This is a genomic window from Halorubrum sp. T3, assembly GCF_000296615.1.
In the GTDB taxonomy this organism is placed as follows: domain Archaea; phylum Halobacteriota; class Halobacteria; order Halobacteriales; family Haloferacaceae; genus Halorubrum; species Halorubrum ruber.
In genome coordinates, this window is record NZ_ALWQ01000010.1 from 52,943 (window position 1) to 72,532 (window position 19,590).

The following is a 19,590-nucleotide window of genomic DNA, read 5'->3' on the forward strand; positions in this document are numbered from 1 at the left end:
TTCCGTGAACGTTTGGTAGAGCTCATCACCTATCTGAACCGTGGGGTAGGTACTTCCTTGGATTAATTTATTACTTATAATAATTCTTTGTATGCTTGTGAAGCTGTACCCTCCAAGTTTGCTCCCGTACTTGTTCCTCATACTGTGACCGCACTCTTTGATTGAGATACTTGATTGACTATGTCCAATTCTGACTCTTAATATCTGGGTAAAAAGGCTTAAATGCCTCAAAGAAGTTTACATTAATCCCTGTATAGAGATCAAACTTGAATATCTCAATACTACTTTTCTCGGTCTGACTGGTGCCTGGTATCGATTTCGTGAGAAAGAAATCATGATTTCAGAAACTACTGCTCTGTTGAATCCGCAGAAGGCGCCGGGATTGGGTCACTCTGTCCTCAGTTTAGGAGTGCTGTCGAGAGAATTCAGAGATAGAATCTTGGCAGAGAGTGGAAGGATTGAGATCACAGGGTGGATCGATCCAACTCTTCAACGATGTAGAGCGAGATAATGACGTCTCCAGAGATCGTGATCCCCGTGCAGTCATCGGATTCAACAGAGCAAAATAGACGGAAAAGAGGCGTTCAAGATAGCAATCTACGGGCAATCTGACAGTGGCGGGAGGCGGTCGAGTCTCCGTACCGCAATGAGTGTTCAGATCAACGAAATCTGACGGAGCATCGCACTTGAATCGAAGGCCGATAAACGTGTAAAGTTCCTACAGCCCGCTACTGAATGCGCCTATTCTCTCGGATCATACTCACTTGCGTCCCATACGCGGCTTGCGATCTTTTCGTTAATTGTGTCGAGGTCGTCATCGGTCAGGCTTTCTGGTTCGCGAAGTGGAATCCCCCAATCTAACTGTTTTCCGAAGGCGATCGCCTCTCGTCGCCGCGAAAGCATTCCGAGTTTGAGCTCGGCGAGCGTTCGTCGGAACATGTTTCGAACCTGCTTTTGACGCTCCCGTTCATTCTGGTACCGGCTGACAAAGACATCGAATCCAGGTGCGACAGCCCAGTAGTCAATATCGTAGTTGCTGTACGTGTAGGACCGGTAATTCAGTATTTGTGTGATTCCTTCCGCGATGTTTCTCGCGGTGTAACTTCGCGTTCGTTTGACTTCGATTGCGATACACCCGACGGCTGGATGTTCCGCAACAATGTCGATACGACCCCTATCGTCGTCGTCGGAAACCTCTGTCTCTACATCCCAATCGTACTCTTCTAACAGTGCGATGATGTGCATCTTGAATTCCCGCTCTTTCTCGTACTCAACCGCCGTGAGTTCGGGAACCCCGTCAATAATCTCGTGGTCATCGATCTCTGCGTCTTCCCATACGGGACCGTCGCCGGTGTGTGTTCCAACCATTAGTTGCTGTGGAGTGTCGTCTTGTGGTTCACGAGTGCGTGAGCGATACGCCGGTCATCGAGCGTAGGTGGTTCTGTTCGTGGTGTCAGATCACCTGTTGTCCGCAGGGCGAGTCCAAGCGCGTCGAGTGAGCAATCAGAGGTTGCTCGGTGTTGTTCTGAGTGTGATGTGCTGTGCCGTCTATTGGGGTACCATGCGACGGGACTGTGCTGTAGCTTCCCTTTGCCCCACTCTGTCACCGAAACTGGTGTGAGCGTGGCTTGACTGGTTGCTGGCTCTATGGTAGTTGAACGGAGCCACTCCAGCAGTGAGTCTATCGCAGTTGTTGATGCGACACTGCGACATTCTGCTGGGTAGATCGTGCCCGAACCCTGTCGACAAGGTGGTAGGCTCGCTGGACTGTCGTGACTAGGCGTCTGGGTGACAGCCACCCACTTCCGGTGACCATCCACTGTCGTTGGCCGAACACGCGGAATATCGCTGACAGCCCCGATCCGGCGGTCGTAGCTACTTACCGAGATGTCGGCCCGCTCGACGAGCGCTTGTCTGCCACATGGCGCTGACGCCCGTAGCAGCGTGGTGTAGAGCTTTGTCGCCGTCGGCGAGAGGTCTGGCCGGAAGCGATCGCTTGGCAGCATAGCTGCCGCCTCAAGGATGGCTGGCTCCCAATTCTGGTGGGGGCCGTCGAGGGCCAGCAACAAGCAAGTGACGGCGTCATACGGGCTTGCTCGGTGTGGGACGTCGCGGCCAAACGACCGGAGACAGAACCGGGTGAGCTCTCGTCGAACATGCGATGTCCACCCCGTGTCGTACTCCGCGGCGATTTCGTCGACAATCTGGCGGATCGACGCGTACGTCGTCCCGTCACGAACGGGCACGGTGAGTGTCGGTGCCTGCTCGTCGCCGGTGGCGATCGCCTCCCGGAGCGTGTCGAGTTCGTCTGAGAGTGCTTCGGTGATGGCTGTCCGGAGCGTTGTCGCCGTTGGGCCCGCAAACACCCACGACGCCGTCAACTCCATCGACGCGCCGGCCTCGACGTCGTACGGGAGCCGTCGTTTGAGTTTTGGCGGCCGTTTCTCGAACAGCAGCCGGTAACCCGAGTGGACACCGTACACGGACTGTTTCGGCACCGTATACCGGATGAAGTCACACAGCCCAGCGCGCTGCTGGTCGTTTTCGACGAGTGACTCGGTGTCCGGGAGCCTGACCGTCAGCGTCAGATCGACACCCGCCGCATGGTACAGCTGGGTCGTTGACGCGATGAGCCCGTGGAGGTCTTCGAATAACTCGCCACGGGCCGCACTGTCGGTGCTGTCGGCAAGCGCACTGAGGCGAGCAAGCTGTGTGTCACGGACGCTTTCGATGCGGTCACGCCACGTCTCGTACAGCTCCTCGTCCTCGCTGAACCACCCGACTTGTTGGCCACGACGCAGAATGCGTCCCGGCGAGTCGGTGAGGTCGCCAGTTCCACCGTGGATCTCGGCGAAGCTCTCGCCGAGTCGCGCCGGTGTGAGGATCTCAGAGAGCGCCGCGTCACTGAGTAAGACACCCGCGAGACGTCCCAGGGTGGCGAGTGGGCCGCCCCACTGGACGATGGCGAGACACTCATTGTTGTGGTGGCTGAGATAGCTCACCCGGCCGTCGTCGAACGGTTCAACCGGGTCATCGACGAGGGTGACCGCCCCGCGCTCCGCTGGGATGGTGAATCGCTGGTGGATCGACGTCCCATCGTGGGTGTCGATCGCCTGAACGTACCCCTCGTCGACGTCGCCGGTCGCCGCAAGCCACGATTCAACCGCTGTGGGGGCGCCCCCCGAGGCCTCCCGCGGGGGCGACACTGTACTTGTTGAGTCGTGAGTGGTCGCGGTAAGACTGTGTGGCAACTGGGTCTGGTCCGGGTGCTGGAGTTTACAATCTGCCGTGAGACACTCACTGACGGCCGTTGCGCCAAGGTCAGTGAGTTCGACTGTGTTGTGGTCCCGGCGCCGGTCGATCGCGACTAGGCCTCGCGACTCCAAGTCGAGCACGTACCGACCGATCGTGCCGCGCTCGATGTGGAGGTCGGGATCGTCTGCGAGGTCGGCGTACGTCCGGCCCCTGTCGGCGTCCAACATACCGAGTAACCGACGTTTCCCGGGAGCGGACCCGAGTCCATTGAGCGCGTCCCACGCCGACTGTGCGCCGGCGGTGGGGCCGAGTGGTTCATTGGAACTGCGGTGTCCGTGGTGGGGGGACCGATCCCGGCTGTCAGTAAGACCGAGATGGACTGCGCTCCACCGCGGGTACCGACGAGCGAGCTCCCGTTGGAGTGCCGGCGACGCGAAAACCCGAACGTCGAACCCGTCCGCGAGGACGGCGATCGCCGCGAGTGCGCGGACGCCGGTCCGTCGGTCAGTGAGTTCAGTCCACGCCTGGCCATCGAGGACTAAGGTGAGCGCTCGTGGGGTCGGATCGAGCTCTCGGTGGAGTGCGATCGGACCCTTCGCGAGTGCGCCGAGGCCGGCGTTGACGGCACCACGGCCCGTGCCAACTGACTCGACTGTCTCGATTATCGACTTGTGACGCCGCTCGCGGTACGTCGACTCGGTGGGGACGTCGTTCTCGGAGAACGCAAGCTCGGTGATTGCCTGTGTGTACGCGACCGCCTCTGCGGTCGCGTTGTCCCACGTGTCCCCCAGGGAGTTCCACCCTGGGAGGGTCTCATCGAGTATCGATACACTCGCACGCCACGCGTCGGTGTGATTCGTCTGTGCTCGGACGGTCTCGATGCTTGCCTCGCGAAGCTGTTCGAGGACTTCCGGAACCCACTCGGTCAGCCGTGGCGTGACGGTTGCGCAGCGGATGCCGGCGACATCGTATTGTGTGGTTGGTCCCACGAGATGGGCGCCACGCTCGTGGCCCTGGCCGGCGGGCTGGGAGCGCCCGCGTTGGGCCTGATTGTCGGCCGGCATCACTCGGTTGGCTCCCAGCAGTTGACCACCGCGACAAGCCGCCTGAGCAGCTCCCGGATGTACTGGCGAACCGTCCGCGAGTCCGGATCGGCATCGCGAGCCGTCCGGATTGCGGCTGCGATGTCTGGATGACGTGTCTCATCGACCGTCATCGTGGCTCGCAGTAGGGCAGCGCTGACTCCGGCAGCGTCGTCGGCGATGCTCGCGGTGAGCGCACGCCGAAGATGCGCGATCGTCGCGTGGATGGCGTCAGGGTCTGCTGCTGGCTGTCGGGTGGGTGAACGCGTTGTGTGGCGATCAGCCGTCGTGCGTCGAGGAGATTCAGCGGGGTGTGGCGATCGCATTAGTCATCCCCCTCCGTCTTCGGTGGATGGCCATCGACAGTCACCTGCGCCCGGGCCTCGCGCCGTCGCTGCCGTTGGGTCGCTGTCGGCGTGACCTGCTCGGCGAGTGGCCTCTCCGGTGGCAGCCAGCGGATCGTCGTCGTCGCTGGTGCGCTCAATCCCAGCGGGACCGGCTCGACGAGAATCCGCCACGTCGACTGTGTCGCTGCGTCCGAGGCGAGTCCGATACGGCCGGCGACCAGTAGCTCGTGGACGCCGAGTGTGAACACCTCCTGGTGTCGGTGTTCGGTGTGTGCGCACACGCAGTGACCGACCTCGTGGGTCCGCTGTTCGGCTGGCTTGTGGACGTACGCGACGACGTCGTCGCCTTCAGTGAACGTGCGCCCGCAGTGCTGACACGCTCCCGACGTGGACGCAAGCGACAGCTGATCGAGGTTCGTGGTGATGTCGCTTGTCGGGTGGAGTGTCGGCCTCGAGCCGGCGGCGGGCTGTTGCTCCCGACTCATGGCCCTTGGTTTACGTGTGCGAGTGACTGACCACAGTACCACCCGCATCGTGGACAGAGCCACCCGTTGACGAAGCGGTTGACGAGTCGCTCACACTGGCGGCACCGCCAGAGTTTCTTCATCACGCCTGACCCTCCACCGCCTGCTGGACGGTGATGTCGTCGTAGTCACCAGTGAGTCGTTCGCGGGCGTCAAACCGGATGTGTGGTGGGCTAGGAGAACTCACGCGGTCTCACCCCGGATCCACGCGTCGCGCTCTGCGAGCGCTGTCCGTGCTGCGTCAGTCAGGCTGTAACTGTTGGTGCGGCCGTCGCGTTGCCGCTTATTGATGAGTCCGTGTGCGACGAGCTCGTCGAGGTTCTGGTACAGCCGACTGTGGTTGATCGCTTCACCGTAGTAAGTGCTAAGGTCCGTTTTTAGCGAGAGCCCGCTCTGTTCGTCAGTCTTCGCGAGCGCGCGGAGGAGGTCCCGTTGGAAGGCGGTGAGGTTGGCGACGATGTCGCCGTCGGTCGTCGCACTCATACGAGCCCTCCTGGGTTTGCTTTGGGGTTGTCTACCCCAATACGGGTTGAATTGGCACCTTCAGGGGTGGCAGCCTGGATTACGCAGTTGCTGGTTACTTGCTCAGGTGATACCTCTCGCATCACGCAGGGCTTAAACCCTGTAGTAGCCATCGTAGGCATGGTTCTGTGTTACGGCACAGAACCCGACCCGGTCGGGTGCTACTACACCGCGACCGGGATCCTACATTTTCTCACTAGCCGAGGGTTCTTCGCTCGGGCTCCGTGAGCATTACTCTATGCTGTAAGCATTTATAATTGCTGGATAGTTTTCTTGATGCTATCATCAATATAAGTTGCTATCCGGTCATAATACAGCGATGGGCAATTAGATACTCTTTATGAGGCACTCTGGAGACTGGATGACCCTTGTCGATGATAGGGTTCTTGAATATCTATCTGAACACGAGTCTGGTTCTCCTGCTGAGATGAAGCGCGAAGGTCCGATCAACTACTCACGACAGTACATCGATAAACGCTGTAAGCGGCTGACTGAGGAGGGGTTAACCAAACATTTCGGTAACGGAATATACGTCATCACTGACGATGGCAAGGCGTACCTCGACGGTCGACTTGATACGCAGGAGTGGCGCTATACCGACGATGACGCCGACGAGGTCACTGCCAGTAGTTCCGAAGACGTCTCCAGTGAGTCGAACGGTGGCGCAACCTGAATGCGGTCAATCATTGCCGTGGATGATCCAATCAGACGGACGAATTATTGAGAAGTTAGCCTCCGGCGGTGCTGCCATCTTGTGGGACGTCTACTTCGAACTTACCAGCACGGCGAGTCTTGGTCACATGGCTGAGTAGGAGCCGCGACCGCTTCTTGTTATGAGGCCGGGTGAGTCGGCGGAATTTTGAATTGATGTTCTCAGTCAGTTTTATTCCGCCGGTTCTATCGAATTTGCTTGATGCTATCGCGATTTGAGGTTTGGAGAGGCCGAGGATTCGATTTTATCCATATTTTCGAAGGTGTGCCACTAATTTAAACAAGTGAGGGTTACTGCGGTTCCGCGTATACCACTAGGTTCTCGCAATGCTTAAGCTCAAGAGATCACTCCCTCAAGACCTGTCTATGAGCGAAGTGGTCTACGCGATTCGGATTTCTCACCTCGAATACTCCGGGCTCAAAATCATGGACATCAAGATCGGCAAGTCTACCGACATCGACAACACTCTCCGCCAGTACAGCCGGGGCAACCGCGACATCGAACTGCTCGACATGTGGACGCCGAACCCCGACAAGACCCTTTCCACCGCCGAGCGCGGCGTCCACGCGGTCGCCGAGAAGTACGCCTACGACAAACAGAGCGAGAAGTTCGTCTTCCTTCAGGGCGCGTACCAGGAGTTCGCCGAGACGGTCAACATGCTCCTCCAGAACGTCAGTCGTGACGACCTCGCCGCGAAATCAACGTCGAGTGAGTCCGACGACGTCGACGATTACACCGGCACAACGCCCTCGGTGATCAAGATACTCGGCGAGACGCACGACGTCGGCACTTGGGGGGAAACGCTCACGACCGCAGTTACACAGATACTCCACGATGTCGACGACCACGAGCGGATCATGGAAATCCAAGGGCGGACACGGACATACTTCGCCAAAACAGGCGATCAATCTGATCTCGTTCGACCTCAAAAGATACCGGACACCGACCTTTACCTCGAAACTAATTTATCGGCAAAAGACTGTGTTCGGCGGATCAGACAGGTAATGGAGAAGTATGGATACGATACAGCCGAGCTAGAGATATTTACTGAAGAGACCTGACCCTGGCTCTGATAAGTATTCTTGAACCGGTTGGCCTCCGGCCAAATCAAATACTAAGTCTCAGAATCTTCGGGAGCGACCTGTAGTCGCACTGGCGTACTTTTCAGACCACATTGCTAGGTAACAGAGACCAAAGAAACAATTCAGCCCCACGGTTCCGATCTCAACCCAGTTGATGGGTGGAACCCAGATTGGAAGCATGACTCGGATGTACATATCGAGTAAAACCTCCAGACCCGCGATGTCTGCGGTAAACACCTTTGGCTCCGGCCATGAGTTATTCAGTGCGAACCAAATGAGCCACAATGTTGTTGTGAGTGCGCTGCCGCTACCGTATGCGTAGATTACCTGTCGGCTGAACAGTGACCCGATGAAGTGTTTACTGAATCGAGACATGGTTATCTAGCGAGGCCAGCGACAGCAGCACCACGAAGGTGTACATCACGGTGCCGAAACCGCCAGTTAATGCCATTGTAAAAAGTGTCTGTGTACCCGGATCCATGCTAGTAGTCGTAGCGAGGATTGCCCATAGCAGGGTAACTGGTCCGAGCAGAATACCTAGAGAGGGGCTAACCATACTGTCAGTCAGATATACGGAAAAATAAATCAATCGGCAAACATTTGAAATTCCATCTGCTTTCACAGACAGATATTGACGCCGTTTTACCTCGATTAGCACCTCAAACTCCCACCGGATCGAAGTTCACCACCAACCGCTCTTTCGCGTCCTTCGCTGACCCACGCTTCCCGCTGTTGATGAACCGCTTATATTCGCGGTCGAGCACGCACAAGTCTTCGAACGTCGCCAGCAAGTCCTCGTACGAGCAGATCCAGTCACCCTCCAACTCTACGAGCCCGTCGACGAGCGCCTCGTGGTCGATCTTGTTCACGAGTTAGTAGTACTCGTAGCCGATGTACGGCGGGTCGCAGTAGAACACTGTGTTCTCGCTGTCATACTTCTCGAAGACGTCGGCCCAGCGAAGTCCGCGACGATCACGTCTCCGAACTGCTCAGTGATCTCGTCGAAACAGTGATCTGCGTGAGTGTCACCACGTATGTTTTTAACCAGTGCCCGAGTTCCTAAGTCTAATGAGCGGATCTTCGGTTGACATTTCCACCATCGACGATGCGAGGGAGAACTTGAATGTTCTCCGCAGTGTCAATGGGAAGGTCGTTGAGGTTATAGAGAATGCGACGAGCACAGACTTGTTGGAGTATTTGATTGACGAGCAGCAGCTCGATGTGTATCACGAGGGCAACCAGGGGGTCGGGCCGATCCGACGGGCCGTACTAACCTCCTCATATGCGACGCCGGAGCTCAAGCGCACAGTCATTACTCGGGGAGATGACACACCAGACACTGTCCTCGTCCCCGATGAGGTTGAGCGCAACGCCCGAGTGGCACTCAAGACGGGTAAGCCGGTGGTACTCTATGGTCCAACCGGGACCGGGAAGACGACATTCGCTAAGCAGCTCGCGCTCCGGCACTGCGTTGGGTACTCACTTCACACCGCAACGCCATCATGGACAGCAAAAGACATTATCGGCGGGATCGGCCCGAATCTTTCCCGGTCAGGAATGGGTTCGATTAACTACCAGACTGAGCTTGGTGCTGTGACCCAAGGGGTTCAGCGAGCGAGAGAGTTCGACATTCCATACGGTGTGATCCTCGACGAAATCACCCGAGCGGATATCTCACAGATCTTCGGTCCGCTCTACACCGCAATCGAAAACCGGAACCAGACGCTCATCGAGACCGACAACGGCGAGACTATCGAACTCGACGAGCGGCTGAGCATCATCTGTACGATGAATATGTCCGATCGAACCGTCAACGAACTCGATAATGCCATCACCCGGCGGTTCGCGATGGTCGAACTCGACGAGTACACCGATGAGGACCGACGGACGTTGTTTGAAGGCTGGATCGACGACAACCTCGGCAGTATCCCTCTCGTCGACCACGACGACCTGTTCGAGCTCTTCGAGGCGGACTACGATGGTATCAATAACGGCTCTGATCGGGCCGCTCGTGGCCCGATAATGCGGTTTGGTCCGATGCACTACCGGGACGTGACACTCTTTCTCCGGGAGGCGCTACAGGACGAGGAGTTGTATATGGACGAGGTGGAGCAGGCGGTCGGGCAAGCGTTCCGGACGTTCATCGTGCCACGGCTCCTGAACTCGGCGGCGTTTCCCCAGCTCGAACAGATCGAAGAGCACTATCGCGCGCTAAACGACCGGTTCGAGGACTTTGACCTCGGGCCGGCAGCAGATCTCGCCGGGCGCGAACTCGAAGCGGAACGGCGGCGGATGGGATCGTACGAGAGCTAAGACGGATCTACAAATGAGCACAGGCCAGATCGACGACGCGTACACGTACGGTGCGCGGACGTTCAGCGTCCCGGAGCGGGGGTCTATCCGTATCGACGGTTGCCCGTCAACAATCGACGAGCAGCTCCGACGCGCGTCGTTCGAGGAAGAATCGTCCGGCGTTTTCGTAAAGACGCAAGAGTCACTGGACGACAGCGACAAAGAGTACCGCGTCGTCGAAGTACAGGTCGATCAGCCGACGATCCGAGTCGATGTCGGAGACAACGTCGGGATCGTTAGTCTCACCCCTCAATCGAAGCTCCAGATCGAACCCAAGATCGATTGGGACCACATCTTCGATATGCTGTTGGCCGTTCACGGACGCAAGCGATCGGTCGAGTATCACGGCGTCCCGCTGTCGCGGTTCCAGCGCGACGACGTGGACTTGGAGGACGTCTTTCTCATCCTCGCAATCAACTTCTTGAATGGGTTAGAAGCGATTCACCGGAACGGCTTCGTTCGCCAACTCGAGACGCGACGAGTCGACCTCGACGACCCACGCGGTATCATTGATGTTGAGCGGACTCTAGTCAATCAGGCCGAAGGGCGTTTGGAGACGCATTGCCTGCTGAAAGAGGTTGAGTACGACAACGCGGTGAACTCGCTGCTACACTACGCTGGGACGCACCTGCTCCGACTGTTTCGTCAACACGAGACCGATTACGACCACCAAGCGTACTATCACGTCTTCTCGCGGGTCCACGAAGAGGTACAGCATCTAGAGGATCTCGGAGTCGACAGTGACTGGCGTCGGCTCCCACAGTATCAGCGCTTCTCGCTGTACGACCTACCAAGTCAACGTCACTACTACGAGGACGCTATCGACATCGCGAAAGCGGTCGTCGCCTCCTCCCTCGGCACGCCGTCGATGGGAGGTGACCGCGAGCTGATGGTCGACTACGTGTTGAATATGGAGTCGCTGTTCGAGCAGTATACGCAGATCGCGGTGGAGCAGGAGCTCTCGGCTATCCAATCGTATGACTACCGCGATAGAGTCGAGAACGTTTCGGCTGTTCGGTCGCCGACGCTCCAGCCGTTCGACAGCGAGCCACAGGTCTACCATCAACCGGACCATGCCATCGAAGAAGGTGACGAGACACTGGCCGTCCTCGACTCGAAATACTACGCTGAGGGGAAAGACCCGGTCAAAACCGGTGGGTCGCGCTCACGACTGTTCAGCTACGCGTACCTACTCGAGACGCCACACATGGGATTTCTGACGCCGCTGGGTGAGCCACGGTCGCGGACGGTCGCACAAACCGAGGCGAAGCTTCAGGTCGTCGCGCCCGAAACCGACGAGTTCACTCTTGAGGGATACCATAGTGCCATCCAGACATACCTTCACGACGCACTAGCAGAGCGCTATCCGGAGTTGGAGGTGTACCGCGCGGTCAACGAAGGTGCGCTCTGTCTCGACCACCCCGAGGCGTCGGCGCTTGATCGGCTGACTGACACCGACGGTCCGTTCAGCTTCGTCGAACTCAAGGAGTTCTCGCTTCGGGTAATCAACGCCGCCGTCGACTCTCTGTCGGTCGTTCACCAGACGACGTCGGACCTGGAGCAGGAGGGCGGCTGGACGCGCAAACAGATTCACTCGCGGTGCCGAGAGCACTCGCCCGAAACGACGACGTGCGTCCCCGTCTTCCGTCGCGAACGCGGTGAAGAGCGAATCGACCTCTACTTCGTCGAACAGGGGGCAGACGGCGAACCGAAAACGATCACCGTCGAAGACGGATTCAAACTGCTCTGAGGGTTAGAACGGCGCCGTTAGCCAATCGACGTTCCGTCGCTTGATCTGCGGACCGAAAACGCGACTGAGTCGATACAGATCGTCTTCGGTCTGGAGTTCGAAATCGCGACTGAGACGCTGGAAGGACCCGTCGACCGCAAACTGAATCGTCGGGAGGGGGCTTCGGCCCTCGAGCCTGTCAGCTGCCTCGTCCATCAGACGGCGGAGTTCGCGGACGTCGTCTGCCTCGTATGCATCGGCGAGACCGACGACGCACACCTCCTCAGGAACTTCACCGTCCTCGAGCATCGACGCGAACGTCTCGACGGGTACTCGGTGGTCGAACAGGTCGTACGCGTCGGCGACGACGAGGTTGTACACGCCGGCCAGGCGTCCAGGTTCCACCATTGTCAGTAGCTCGTTACGTCGCGGTCACCTAACACCCGGCGGTAGACGTCGTCGCCGGTCGCGTCCGCGAGTCGCTCAGCCAACTCGCGAACGTCGTCGATACCGTCCCAGCGCTCGACGTAGTCGCTCACCGTCTGCCCGTGTTCGTAGCGGTACCGGAGGAACTGGACCTTATCGAGTGCGCTGAGTTCCTCGTCGTTCTCGACACGAGTCTTGATGTACGCCTGTCGGCGCTCGTTGTCCCACGTTCCGAGCCAGAACTCGCCGCTGTCGAGTCCGTAGAGCCGTGCGTCTTCTAACTCGTCGGGAGTCGTGTTTGCGCTCCGACAGAGCTTGTTCACCTCGCTGGGGTCCGGGTCGTCTGTCTCTAATAGGTCCACAAACACGTCCACCACGCCGACCTGACTTGCGTCCTGGATGATACCGTAAATCTCGTCGACGACCTCCTTCGCAGTCATCACCTCGCCGTTCCTCTGAACTTTGCCGTGGTGTTTGGAGTACTCGTGGAAACACCGTCCCATCTCAACGACGCCGACATCGCCACGGGCGAGGTCGCGACTCTCCTCCAGACGCTGACGAGTCCGTCTCGCAGTCTTGTAGATCCGTTGGCGGAGTTGTCGCCACGAAATCGGGTCGCGAGCCTCTGCCGGTCGGGCGACGATAATGATGTCGAACGAGACAGCATCGCCCCCGATGAACTTCTGCATGTCTGCAGAGATTGGATATGTCGCAGTTACCTCGAAGCCGACATCGCAAAGAGCCGCGAGGAGTTCTCCCCACGACTCTGAGTCGCTGTGATGGTATGTGAACGTCAGGACACCGTCGTCTTTCAGTGCTCTGTGGACGACACTGAATGCCTCGTGAAGTTCGCTTTCGAAGTCTTTCTCTGTCTTGTCGTAGAATGGATTCGTGACGATAGACTCCGCTCGTGGTGTCTGGTTGTATTGGAAGCTGTCATATTCGTCCTCGAGGAGGATTTTCTGCCAGACGTAGAAGTAGTCAGCCACCTCAGAATAGATAATATTGTCGTAGTACGGTGGGTCGGTGATTACTGCATCATACTCGTCTTCGGCGTCGATCGTCCGCATATCGCCCTGGTGGACAGTAGCGTTCTCACCGATGGGCTGGGTGAAAGGTTCGGTCTTGACTTTTTTGCCCTGTTCAAAGTATTGTTCCGCCGGAGCAGAGGCATACTCAACCCCAGACTTCACCATCCTCCACATCGAAGTGATTGATCCCGTTCCATACTTTGTCCCCCATAAGTTACTCTCAACCGGACGTTGCGGCGGATCGAACGAGTTAGTATTGAAGATATTTGCGATAAGATTTTTACCTGGATTATATGATGTCATCATTGTATTATAATTGAGTGTCTCAGAGAGCATCAACAGGAGGTACTCTTCAGTATTTTTTGAACCGACCCCGTCAATTGACTGGAGCGTCTTTGAAAGGTTCAGGAGCTGTCTGCTATTGAAAAACTCCTGCCACTCTGTGTAGCCGTGCTGGAACACGTCGTTACCACTTATTGAGGAAGCTGCTGTGATTGCGCCCTCCGGAACCTCCTCACTTGGAACATACGCTCGCAGCTCCTCACGCTTTTCCCATTCCTGCTCTGCTGTGTCGGATAACGCCTGATCGAACGCTTCCGCAGTTTTATACCCCTTCACTGCGCTCCGCTCTAATTCGCGGTCATCACAGGTCGGACAGTAGTACTCTACTGCGTAGAGTCGCAGGTTGAATCCATCCTGTTCGTCGATAGCGTCGGTAATACCATACTGTGCGCCACAGTCAGGACAGGCGTACTGCGATCCGGACACCGTTCCTTCCTTCGGCGTCCACTCGTGGCGACACTCGGAACAGGTAGACTCTGACTGCCAGTCATCAACAAGGACGACCGACTCGCAGGCCGGACAGAGGACGTTGTACTGGTCGTCGTTTTCATAGCGTCCCTTGGCGACGCGGTAGTCTTTGAACAGCGGGACGTCCCTTCCGCAATCCACGCAGTCCAATTCCTTCACCCAGAAATTGTACATTACGTCTGCGTAGTGGTCGTGGGCCGACAGCTCGTCACGCAGGTCGGTGGGTACCTCATAGTCGAAATCGAGGTCCCCGTCTACGGCCAGCCCGAGCGGGTCGTCGTCGTCCAGTGTTTCGTCGTCGTGAGTCTGTGCGTTCGGACACGGGGTGCGGTAGTACCGCGTAATTTCGTCTGCGACGTCGGCCTCGACTTGTTCGAACGCAGCCTCGAGGTCCTCGACGTCGGTTTGGCCTGCCTCAAGCTGTTTCTTCGTGACGAACCAGGCGACCGGATTCAGATCGTAGCCAACGGATTCGACTCCGAACCGCGACGCCTCGACGAGCGAGGTACCGCCACCCATGAACGGGTCGAGGATCTTCTTGTCCGAGACGCGAACGTCCTTCGGGTAGAGCTCCCAGAGCGACTCTGGGTCCTCGAGGTCGACGTTCTCGAGAAGTGTCGCAACATCGAGTCCCTCACCAAAGTCGCTGAGACTTGTGTTTGATTCTCCGGGCTCGAGCACCTCTACTTTCTTGGGATCATCGAGCAGTGTGTAGAGACAGATCGACCGGAAAACACACCCCAGTCGACGCGCCCACCATTTGTGCATCGTGTAGATGGGCCGGTAGTGCATCTTCGCCCGCCCTTCTTTTGCTGCGATCTCGTTCACCCGTTCGATGGGGAAGCTGCGCTCGATCGGTAGTTGTGACCGCTTCTGTTGGAGGTTTTTATCAGTCATTCTTAGATGTCATCTATCTTCTACTGGGTGAGTTTATGTCTTTAGCTATCATACTGTACTTATATATTTGTTGAGTGTATGATTCTTATTGAATGTATCCTGACGTACCGTTTGTGAATCGAACAGCGGAGATGAAAAAGCTCCAAGAGAGTTTGTCAGCAGAAGATACTCGTGTTAATGTTATTTGCGGTCAAACCGGGATTGGAAAATCCGAGCTGGTAAAAGAGTTCAGAGATTGGTGTAGGCAGGAAGGATACCCGGCGATATATTATCAGCTTGGGGACCCACCCGATAGGCAGAGATTCCTACAGAGACTTCTTGCGGCTTGGTTTGACAATTACCCTCGATCAACTATTTCACAATTCCGCGAGTATCTCCTTTCTCCCGATGCGGTGGATGACTTACTGGGTATAGTACAAACAGCCGTCCCAGAACCGACGACGGAACTTGGCATCCAAGGGGTTAGGAATGCGATCCGTAGTTCTACAGAATCAGACGTAGAGTTCCCTGACTTGGTTAATGTCGTAGCTGATGTGATGATGGAAGAAGGAGAACCTGGATCGCCGGCCGTGGTAATCATTGATCAGTATGATGCTCAGATACAGAGCCGCGACATGGAGCTGGAAACTACGTTTAGAGATATAGCAAACCAACTCAATCAGTCTGGAGCATGGTATATTGCTGCCGACGTAGAGGTTGCTGGCAGAGGTATTTCTTGTTTCGACTTAGAACCATTTGATCACATAACGCGACCGAACCCAGGAGCGTCCTACATTACTGATAGGACAACCGCAAACGGAGATGAGCTTGAGGATGATCGTGGCTTCGCTGCTACACGACAGCTCGTAGAGCAGTCTGGCCTGAGCTATGAGTCAGGTGATGTTGTCGAATTACATACACGCACTAAGGGGATTCCCCTGCTTATAGCGACAATTTGTAATGAAGCGGAGGATTTCTCGCTCCGAGAGGTACTAGAAGAACTACCGACGGGATATAAACAGGTTCGTAATACCGTACAGCAACAATTTTTGGATGGTTTGTCTGACGAAGAGCGAACTTTGCTACAAAAAACCAGCTCAGTATTCATAATAACTGAACATATCGCAAGCAAGCGAACCGGGCTTCCCCCGCTACGAATAAGACAAATTTGTCGATCGTTATCCGAGCAAGGAAAGTTGTCAAAAGAAAAACCAACATACCCTGTAACACCGGCATATAGATGCCATGATTTTTATAGAGGGATGTTTATCGAATCATCTCTTGTTAGTGAGAGAGAACTTCGGTTGGAAACAGCTATTGACTGTATAGAACTGGCCGCCGAGAGAAATCGATATGAAAATAGCCCTGAATTTGTGGCTCTCCAGGTTGATCGACTGATTCATCAAATAGTAGTCTTGACTGAAATGGAGTCTGAATCAAAAATCACAGAGCTTCTTATTAAAGGCACAGATATACCTGAAGAAGACATCATAGAGCTATTTTCAAATCACGCTGAGCGTGAAAGTGAGAGTGCTAATCTTGAGGAGTTGGTATTTGAGGTGTCATCAAGTCCTACTCGAAGTTGATCTCGACCGCGAAGTTCGTCGCACTCTCGGGCATCTGCTCAAGCATGTCCCGAACGTCGGTCACGTCGTCGCCGCTCGCCAGCGTAAGCTTCGTCCGCGTTTTTTCGACCTGCGCGGTACCCATCAGCGGCCCCGGAATCGCCGTCCGATCGGTCGAGGTGAACGCGACTTCGCCGTACGCCACCGTCCCCGGCTGTTCCTCCTCGCGCCACTTGAGCCGGAGGTCGGCGACGTCGTCGCCGTTGAACTTGAAGTACCACCCACCGCTCGGTGTGTGGAACTCGTAGCCCGGTGACCACCGCGTCGGGTCGGTGGACTCGTCGGTCGCGATCACGTACTCCGGCTCCGCATCCCGGCCGAGATTCTGTAATAGGAACGTCTTGACGGCGTCCTCGGTCACGCTCCCGTCGAACCGCCCGGCGATACTTCCAACCGTGAACTCCGACCCGCCGTCTAGCCCGGCGAGGTGTTCGTGTATCTGTTCGGCGACGTCATCGGACACGGTCGGGACGAGCGTAACGTCTGTCGGGTCTCGGTCGCCGAGCGAGTCGTGGTACTCGCGGTCCTCGTCGATTACGTACTCGTCGACGAGGAGGTCAGCAACCGGTTCTCGGAACGCTCGCTCGGTCTCGTCGGCGGGCAGGTAGACGCCTTCATCGCGACGGATCTCTTCGAGGATACGACGCGTGTTCGCACGGCCGCTGGTAGAGAGTGCCTCTTCGATCCGGGCCGAAACGTCGGTGCCGTCAATTTCCTCGGCTCCGGAGATATCGCGGATAACCGCGTCTGACTGTGCCTTGGTGACGACGTCCGTCCCGCTGTAGATGACGTATCTGTCGTCACGAGCAAGGCGACCGACCGCGGTCATCACCGTGTCGTGACCGTCTCCTTCTAGCCACACCTCGGTGTCCTCGAGCAGATCCAGTTCGAAGTCACCGATATCGACTGATACTGCTCCGCTGCCGAACCGTCGCTTGAGTTCTTGAAGGACGTCGTCAGTATCCCACCGCTCCACTGCGTCTTCAGGCAGAATAGTTGTGTCGAGCGAGATTCCGGTCAGATCCCGAGAGAACCCGTTCGAACCGTGTGTGATAACCGGCTTATCATCGAGTGCTTCGGCGACTGCGTCGACAACTGTACCCGGACTCCCGGGGATTGGATACGTCGGCTGTCGGAGGAACTGCTCGTAGATCTCTTCAACGGTTGCCTTGCCCCGGCGGTCAAGAAGATCAGAGACGATGTCCCAGATGACCGCCTGAAGATCGAACTTTCCTGCTGCCACAGAGTCGACAATGTCCTCACCGTTCAGCGCGTCGCCGTCGACAAAGACGTCAAGATCCATCTGTGCTGCGAACTCGAAATCGTTCAGCAGGTCGTTACCATCGAGGATCTCGCCGTACGCGAGTTCAACCCGATCTTTGAGTTCGCGTTCCTCGTTTTCTCTCTCGCGCTCTACAGCTTGTTTGATCCCGTCATCGAGCGAGTCATCTCGGAGAACTCGGGTGGCCCCCTCAATGTAGCGTGCCTTCTCAACGTACCCTGTCCCAGAGTTAATCGATGTATCGCCGCTCGGCTGAACGAAGACGAGCGTGTTGCGCCACTCTCGACCGGGACTACCCTCAGCGTTCTTAATCACCGTCTTAACCGTATCAGGGTTCCAGTCGTCTGCGTTGACGACAACTTTCAGATCCCGCGTGTCCGGTACGTTCTTCAGATCATCGTCTTCGAAACCGACCGCGTGCGCATTCTTGCCGAAAACTGTTTCCACGGTCTCAGCGATCTGTGACAGGGCGACCGTCTCGTCGACTGAGCTCGCCTCGTTCTGGATGAGCGCGATCTCGTTTTGACGGTCCCTAACTGCGTACTTCCCGTTGAGCTTGTGAAAGTACCACGCGACGCCGTAGAGCTGCTCGATGTTGAGGACGATATCGGAGACCAGATCTCCGGTCTGGTAGGTACCCATCACGATCTCGGCTTTATCGGCACCCTCGCCCTCGTCGGGTTTTAGGCTGTACAACAGGACGGTGTTGAGAATGCGGCGGCCGTATGGAATACTCTCTGTGTCGACCCGGTTCTCGATGTCGTCAATGCAGACGTTCGGGCGAGCGACGTTGATCCGCGACAGCTCGTCCTCGAAGAGCACTGCGTCGATGTCGCCATGGGTAACCAGGTCGGTCTGGTCGATCAGCCGTTCGGCGTCATCGTCGTCCGGGTCTGCGGCAGGGTCGGCAGCGGTAGTGAGAATTTTCGAGAAGAGGTAGATCATCCCCCGGGTGTTCTGGTTTCCTTCGTCGGCGTAGTACCGGGTCTCCAGCGCGTTTAGCAGAACCGGATGGAACGGATAGGCGTCCCGCATCTTCCCACCCATATCTCGGGGGATATCGTCGTCTGGGACGTGATCATTTTCCGCATACGCCTCGACGTAGCCGTCAACGATGTCGTCGACCGCGGCCTCGTCGACGTCGTCGATGAGCCGATGACGGAGGACGTCCTGCTTGCTGACCTTGCTGTTCATGTTGTGGTCAGAAGCATTGTCCGTCTGCCGGTCGAGGATATTGTGGACCTCTGAGCCTTCACGGAGTACCGAGACGAACGCGAAGACATCGGAATCGGGGTCCTCGGTCGCCTCGAGATACGCTTGGAGGAATCCACGGTTCGCGGCCTTCCGATCGTCCGAGAGTGTGACCCACCAGTCTTCGAGTTCGTCGAGCAGAAACGCGACGGCGCTGTCGCCGATAGCGTCGAGAATCATCTGCCGGTCGGGGTACCCTCCGCTCTCGAACGTGCCGGGATCCTCGCCAAGCGCCTCGAAGAACGGTTCCCAGAGGTAATCGGGCTGCCGGTCTTGGAGAGAGACGGTGACTGTCGCCGTGCGATCAGCTGCCGGGAGGGCGTCGGAGAACCCGTCGACGTGCTGGTCGCCGAACCGGCCAGCCTCCGCGGGCGACGCGAAGCAGTGATGCATCGCCACCATCTGGTGTGATTTCCCGCTCCCGTACGAGCCGTAGAGAATGTGCGTCCCGCGATTGTCGTCACCGCGGAGCGTGTTGCGAAGGTCGACGAACGCCTCATGAAGACCTTGTGTCATCAGGGTCCGCTCGAAAAACGTCGAAGCGTCGGCCTCGAACTCGTCGTCGTCGTCGACGTTATAGAGCTTGACCTGGCCGTCGATCTCGCCTTCCTCCCGAAGCTCACGACTGAGGGTAATGGTGTCCGCAATCGTCCGTGAGAGGGAACTCTGAGCCATATATTCTGG

13 protein-coding genes are annotated in these 19,590 nt (G+C 56.9%); 5 read left to right on the forward strand and 8 right to left on the reverse strand.

From position 1 onward, the window contains the following. Window positions 1-741 precede the first annotated feature (741 nt). From B378_RS0101995 to B378_RS0102010, 4 genes are all read right to left on the reverse strand, one after another. Window positions 742-1,368, reverse strand: a complete 627-nt coding sequence (locus B378_RS0101995) for a hypothetical protein (RefSeq protein WP_017342157.1) — start codon at window positions 1,366-1,368, stop codon at window positions 742-744. Beyond that, complete coding sequence (locus tag B378_RS0102000) at window positions 1,368-4,244, reverse strand: plasmid replication protein RepH (RefSeq protein ID WP_155118177.1); 2,877 nt, start codon at window positions 4,242-4,244, stop codon at window positions 1,368-1,370. The genes B378_RS0101995 and B378_RS0102000 overlap by 1 nt, the downstream gene beginning before the upstream one ends. Before the next feature lie 418 nt (window positions 4,245-4,662). Then, window positions 4,663-5,169, reverse strand: a complete 507-nt coding sequence (locus B378_RS0102005; protein ID WP_017342159.1) for a hypothetical protein — start codon at window positions 5,167-5,169, stop codon at window positions 4,663-4,665. Window positions 5,170-5,391: 222 nt separating this feature from the next. Then, window positions 5,392-5,691 (reverse strand): helix-turn-helix transcriptional regulator, encoded by a 300-nt coding sequence (locus B378_RS0102010; RefSeq protein ID WP_017342160.1) that lies wholly within the window; start codon window positions 5,689-5,691, stop codon window positions 5,392-5,394. A 379-nt stretch (window positions 5,692-6,070) separates the two neighbouring features. Here B378_RS0102010 and B378_RS0102015 point away from each other — a divergent pair, with 379 nt between their 5' ends. Both B378_RS0102015 and B378_RS0102020 read left to right on the forward strand, forming a co-directional pair. Next, a complete protein-coding gene (locus tag B378_RS0102015) occupies window positions 6,071-6,403 on the forward strand; it encodes a hypothetical protein (protein WP_026046141.1) in 333 nt (110 codons plus the stop codon). Window positions 6,404-6,807: 404 nt separating this feature from the next. Then, the gene (locus tag B378_RS0102020; protein WP_017342162.1) at window positions 6,808-7,503 is read left to right on the forward strand and encodes a hypothetical protein; all 696 of its coding nucleotides are present in this window, start codon (window positions 6,808-6,810) and stop codon (window positions 7,501-7,503) included. Window positions 7,504-8,183: 680 nt separating this feature from the next. Here B378_RS0102020 and B378_RS0102030 read toward each other — a convergent pair. After that, window positions 8,184-8,393 carry a hypothetical protein gene (locus B378_RS0102030; protein WP_017342164.1) on the reverse strand — a complete coding sequence of 70 codons (210 nt, stop codon included), beginning with the start codon at window positions 8,391-8,393 and terminating at the stop codon, window positions 8,184-8,186. A gap of 199 nt (window positions 8,394-8,592) precedes the next feature. On the opposite strand from B378_RS0102030, the gene B378_RS0102035 reads away from it, so the two are divergent. Together B378_RS0102035 and B378_RS0102040 are read left to right on the forward strand one after the other, a co-directional pair. Then, the gene (locus B378_RS0102035) at window positions 8,593-9,837 is read left to right on the forward strand and encodes an AAA family ATPase (RefSeq protein WP_017342165.1); all 1,245 of its coding nucleotides are present in this window, start codon (window positions 8,593-8,595) and stop codon (window positions 9,835-9,837) included. Between the two features lie 13 nt (window positions 9,838-9,850). Next, entirely contained in the window at window positions 9,851-11,626 is a 1,776-nt protein-coding gene (locus B378_RS0102040; protein WP_017342166.1) for a hypothetical protein, read from the forward strand. A 3-nt stretch (window positions 11,627-11,629) separates the two neighbouring features. Here B378_RS0102040 and B378_RS0102045 read toward each other — a convergent pair whose 3' ends face one another. Both B378_RS0102045 and B378_RS0102050 read right to left on the reverse strand, forming a co-directional pair. Continuing rightward, on the reverse strand, window positions 11,630-11,986 hold the full coding sequence (locus tag B378_RS0102045; protein ID WP_017342167.1) for a hypothetical protein: 357 nt from the start codon (window positions 11,984-11,986) through the stop codon (window positions 11,630-11,632). Window positions 11,987-12,015: 29 nt separating this feature from the next. Beyond that, window positions 12,016-14,769 carry a DUF1156 domain-containing protein gene (locus B378_RS0102050; RefSeq protein WP_017342168.1) on the reverse strand — a complete coding sequence of 918 codons (2,754 nt, stop codon included), beginning with the start codon at window positions 14,767-14,769 and terminating at the stop codon, window positions 12,016-12,018. Window positions 14,770-14,861: 92 nt separating this feature from the next. Between B378_RS0102050 and B378_RS16665 the strand changes: the two genes are divergently transcribed. Continuing rightward, the gene (locus B378_RS16665) at window positions 14,862-16,334 is read left to right on the forward strand and encodes an ATP-binding protein (RefSeq protein WP_155118178.1); all 1,473 of its coding nucleotides are present in this window, start codon (window positions 14,862-14,864) and stop codon (window positions 16,332-16,334) included. On the opposite strand, the gene B378_RS0102055 is transcribed toward B378_RS16665, so the two are convergent. Continuing rightward, window positions 16,321-19,581 carry a DUF499 domain-containing protein gene (locus B378_RS0102055; RefSeq protein ID WP_017342169.1) on the reverse strand — a complete coding sequence of 1,087 codons (3,261 nt, stop codon included), beginning with the start codon at window positions 19,579-19,581 and terminating at the stop codon, window positions 16,321-16,323. The two genes, B378_RS16665 and B378_RS0102055, sit on opposite strands and share 14 nt — an antisense overlap. Between the last annotated feature and the right edge of the window lie 9 nt (window positions 19,582-19,590).

Coding starts and splice junctions, on each gene's coding strand:
- B378_RS0102040 (WP_017342166.1), top strand. CDS start 9,851: ATGAGCACAGGCCAGATCGACGACGCGTACACGTACGGTGCGCGGACG.
- B378_RS0102015 (WP_026046141.1), top strand. CDS start 6,071: ATGAGGCACTCTGGAGACTGGATGACCCTTGTCGATGATAGGGTTCTT.
- B378_RS0101995 (WP_017342157.1), bottom strand. CDS start 1,368: ATGGTTGGAACACACACCGGCGACGGTCCCGTATGGGAAGACGCAGAG.
- B378_RS0102035 (WP_017342165.1), top strand. CDS start 8,593: ATGAGCGGATCTTCGGTTGACATTTCCACCATCGACGATGCGAGGGAG.
- B378_RS0102050 (WP_017342168.1), bottom strand. CDS start 14,769: ATGACTGATAAAAACCTCCAACAGAAGCGGTCACAACTACCGATCGAG.
- B378_RS0102010 (WP_017342160.1), bottom strand. CDS start 5,691: ATGAGTGCGACGACCGACGGCGACATCGTCGCCAACCTCACCGCCTTC.
- B378_RS0102020 (WP_017342162.1), top strand. CDS start 6,808: ATGAGCGAAGTGGTCTACGCGATTCGGATTTCTCACCTCGAATACTCC.
- B378_RS0102055 (WP_017342169.1), bottom strand. CDS start 19,581: ATGGCTCAGAGTTCCCTCTCACGGACGATTGCGGACACCATTACCCTC.
- B378_RS0102005 (WP_017342159.1), bottom strand. CDS start 5,169: ATGAGTCGGGAGCAACAGCCCGCCGCCGGCTCGAGGCCGACACTCCAC.
- B378_RS16665 (WP_155118178.1), top strand. CDS start 14,862: ATGTATCCTGACGTACCGTTTGTGAATCGAACAGCGGAGATGAAAAAG.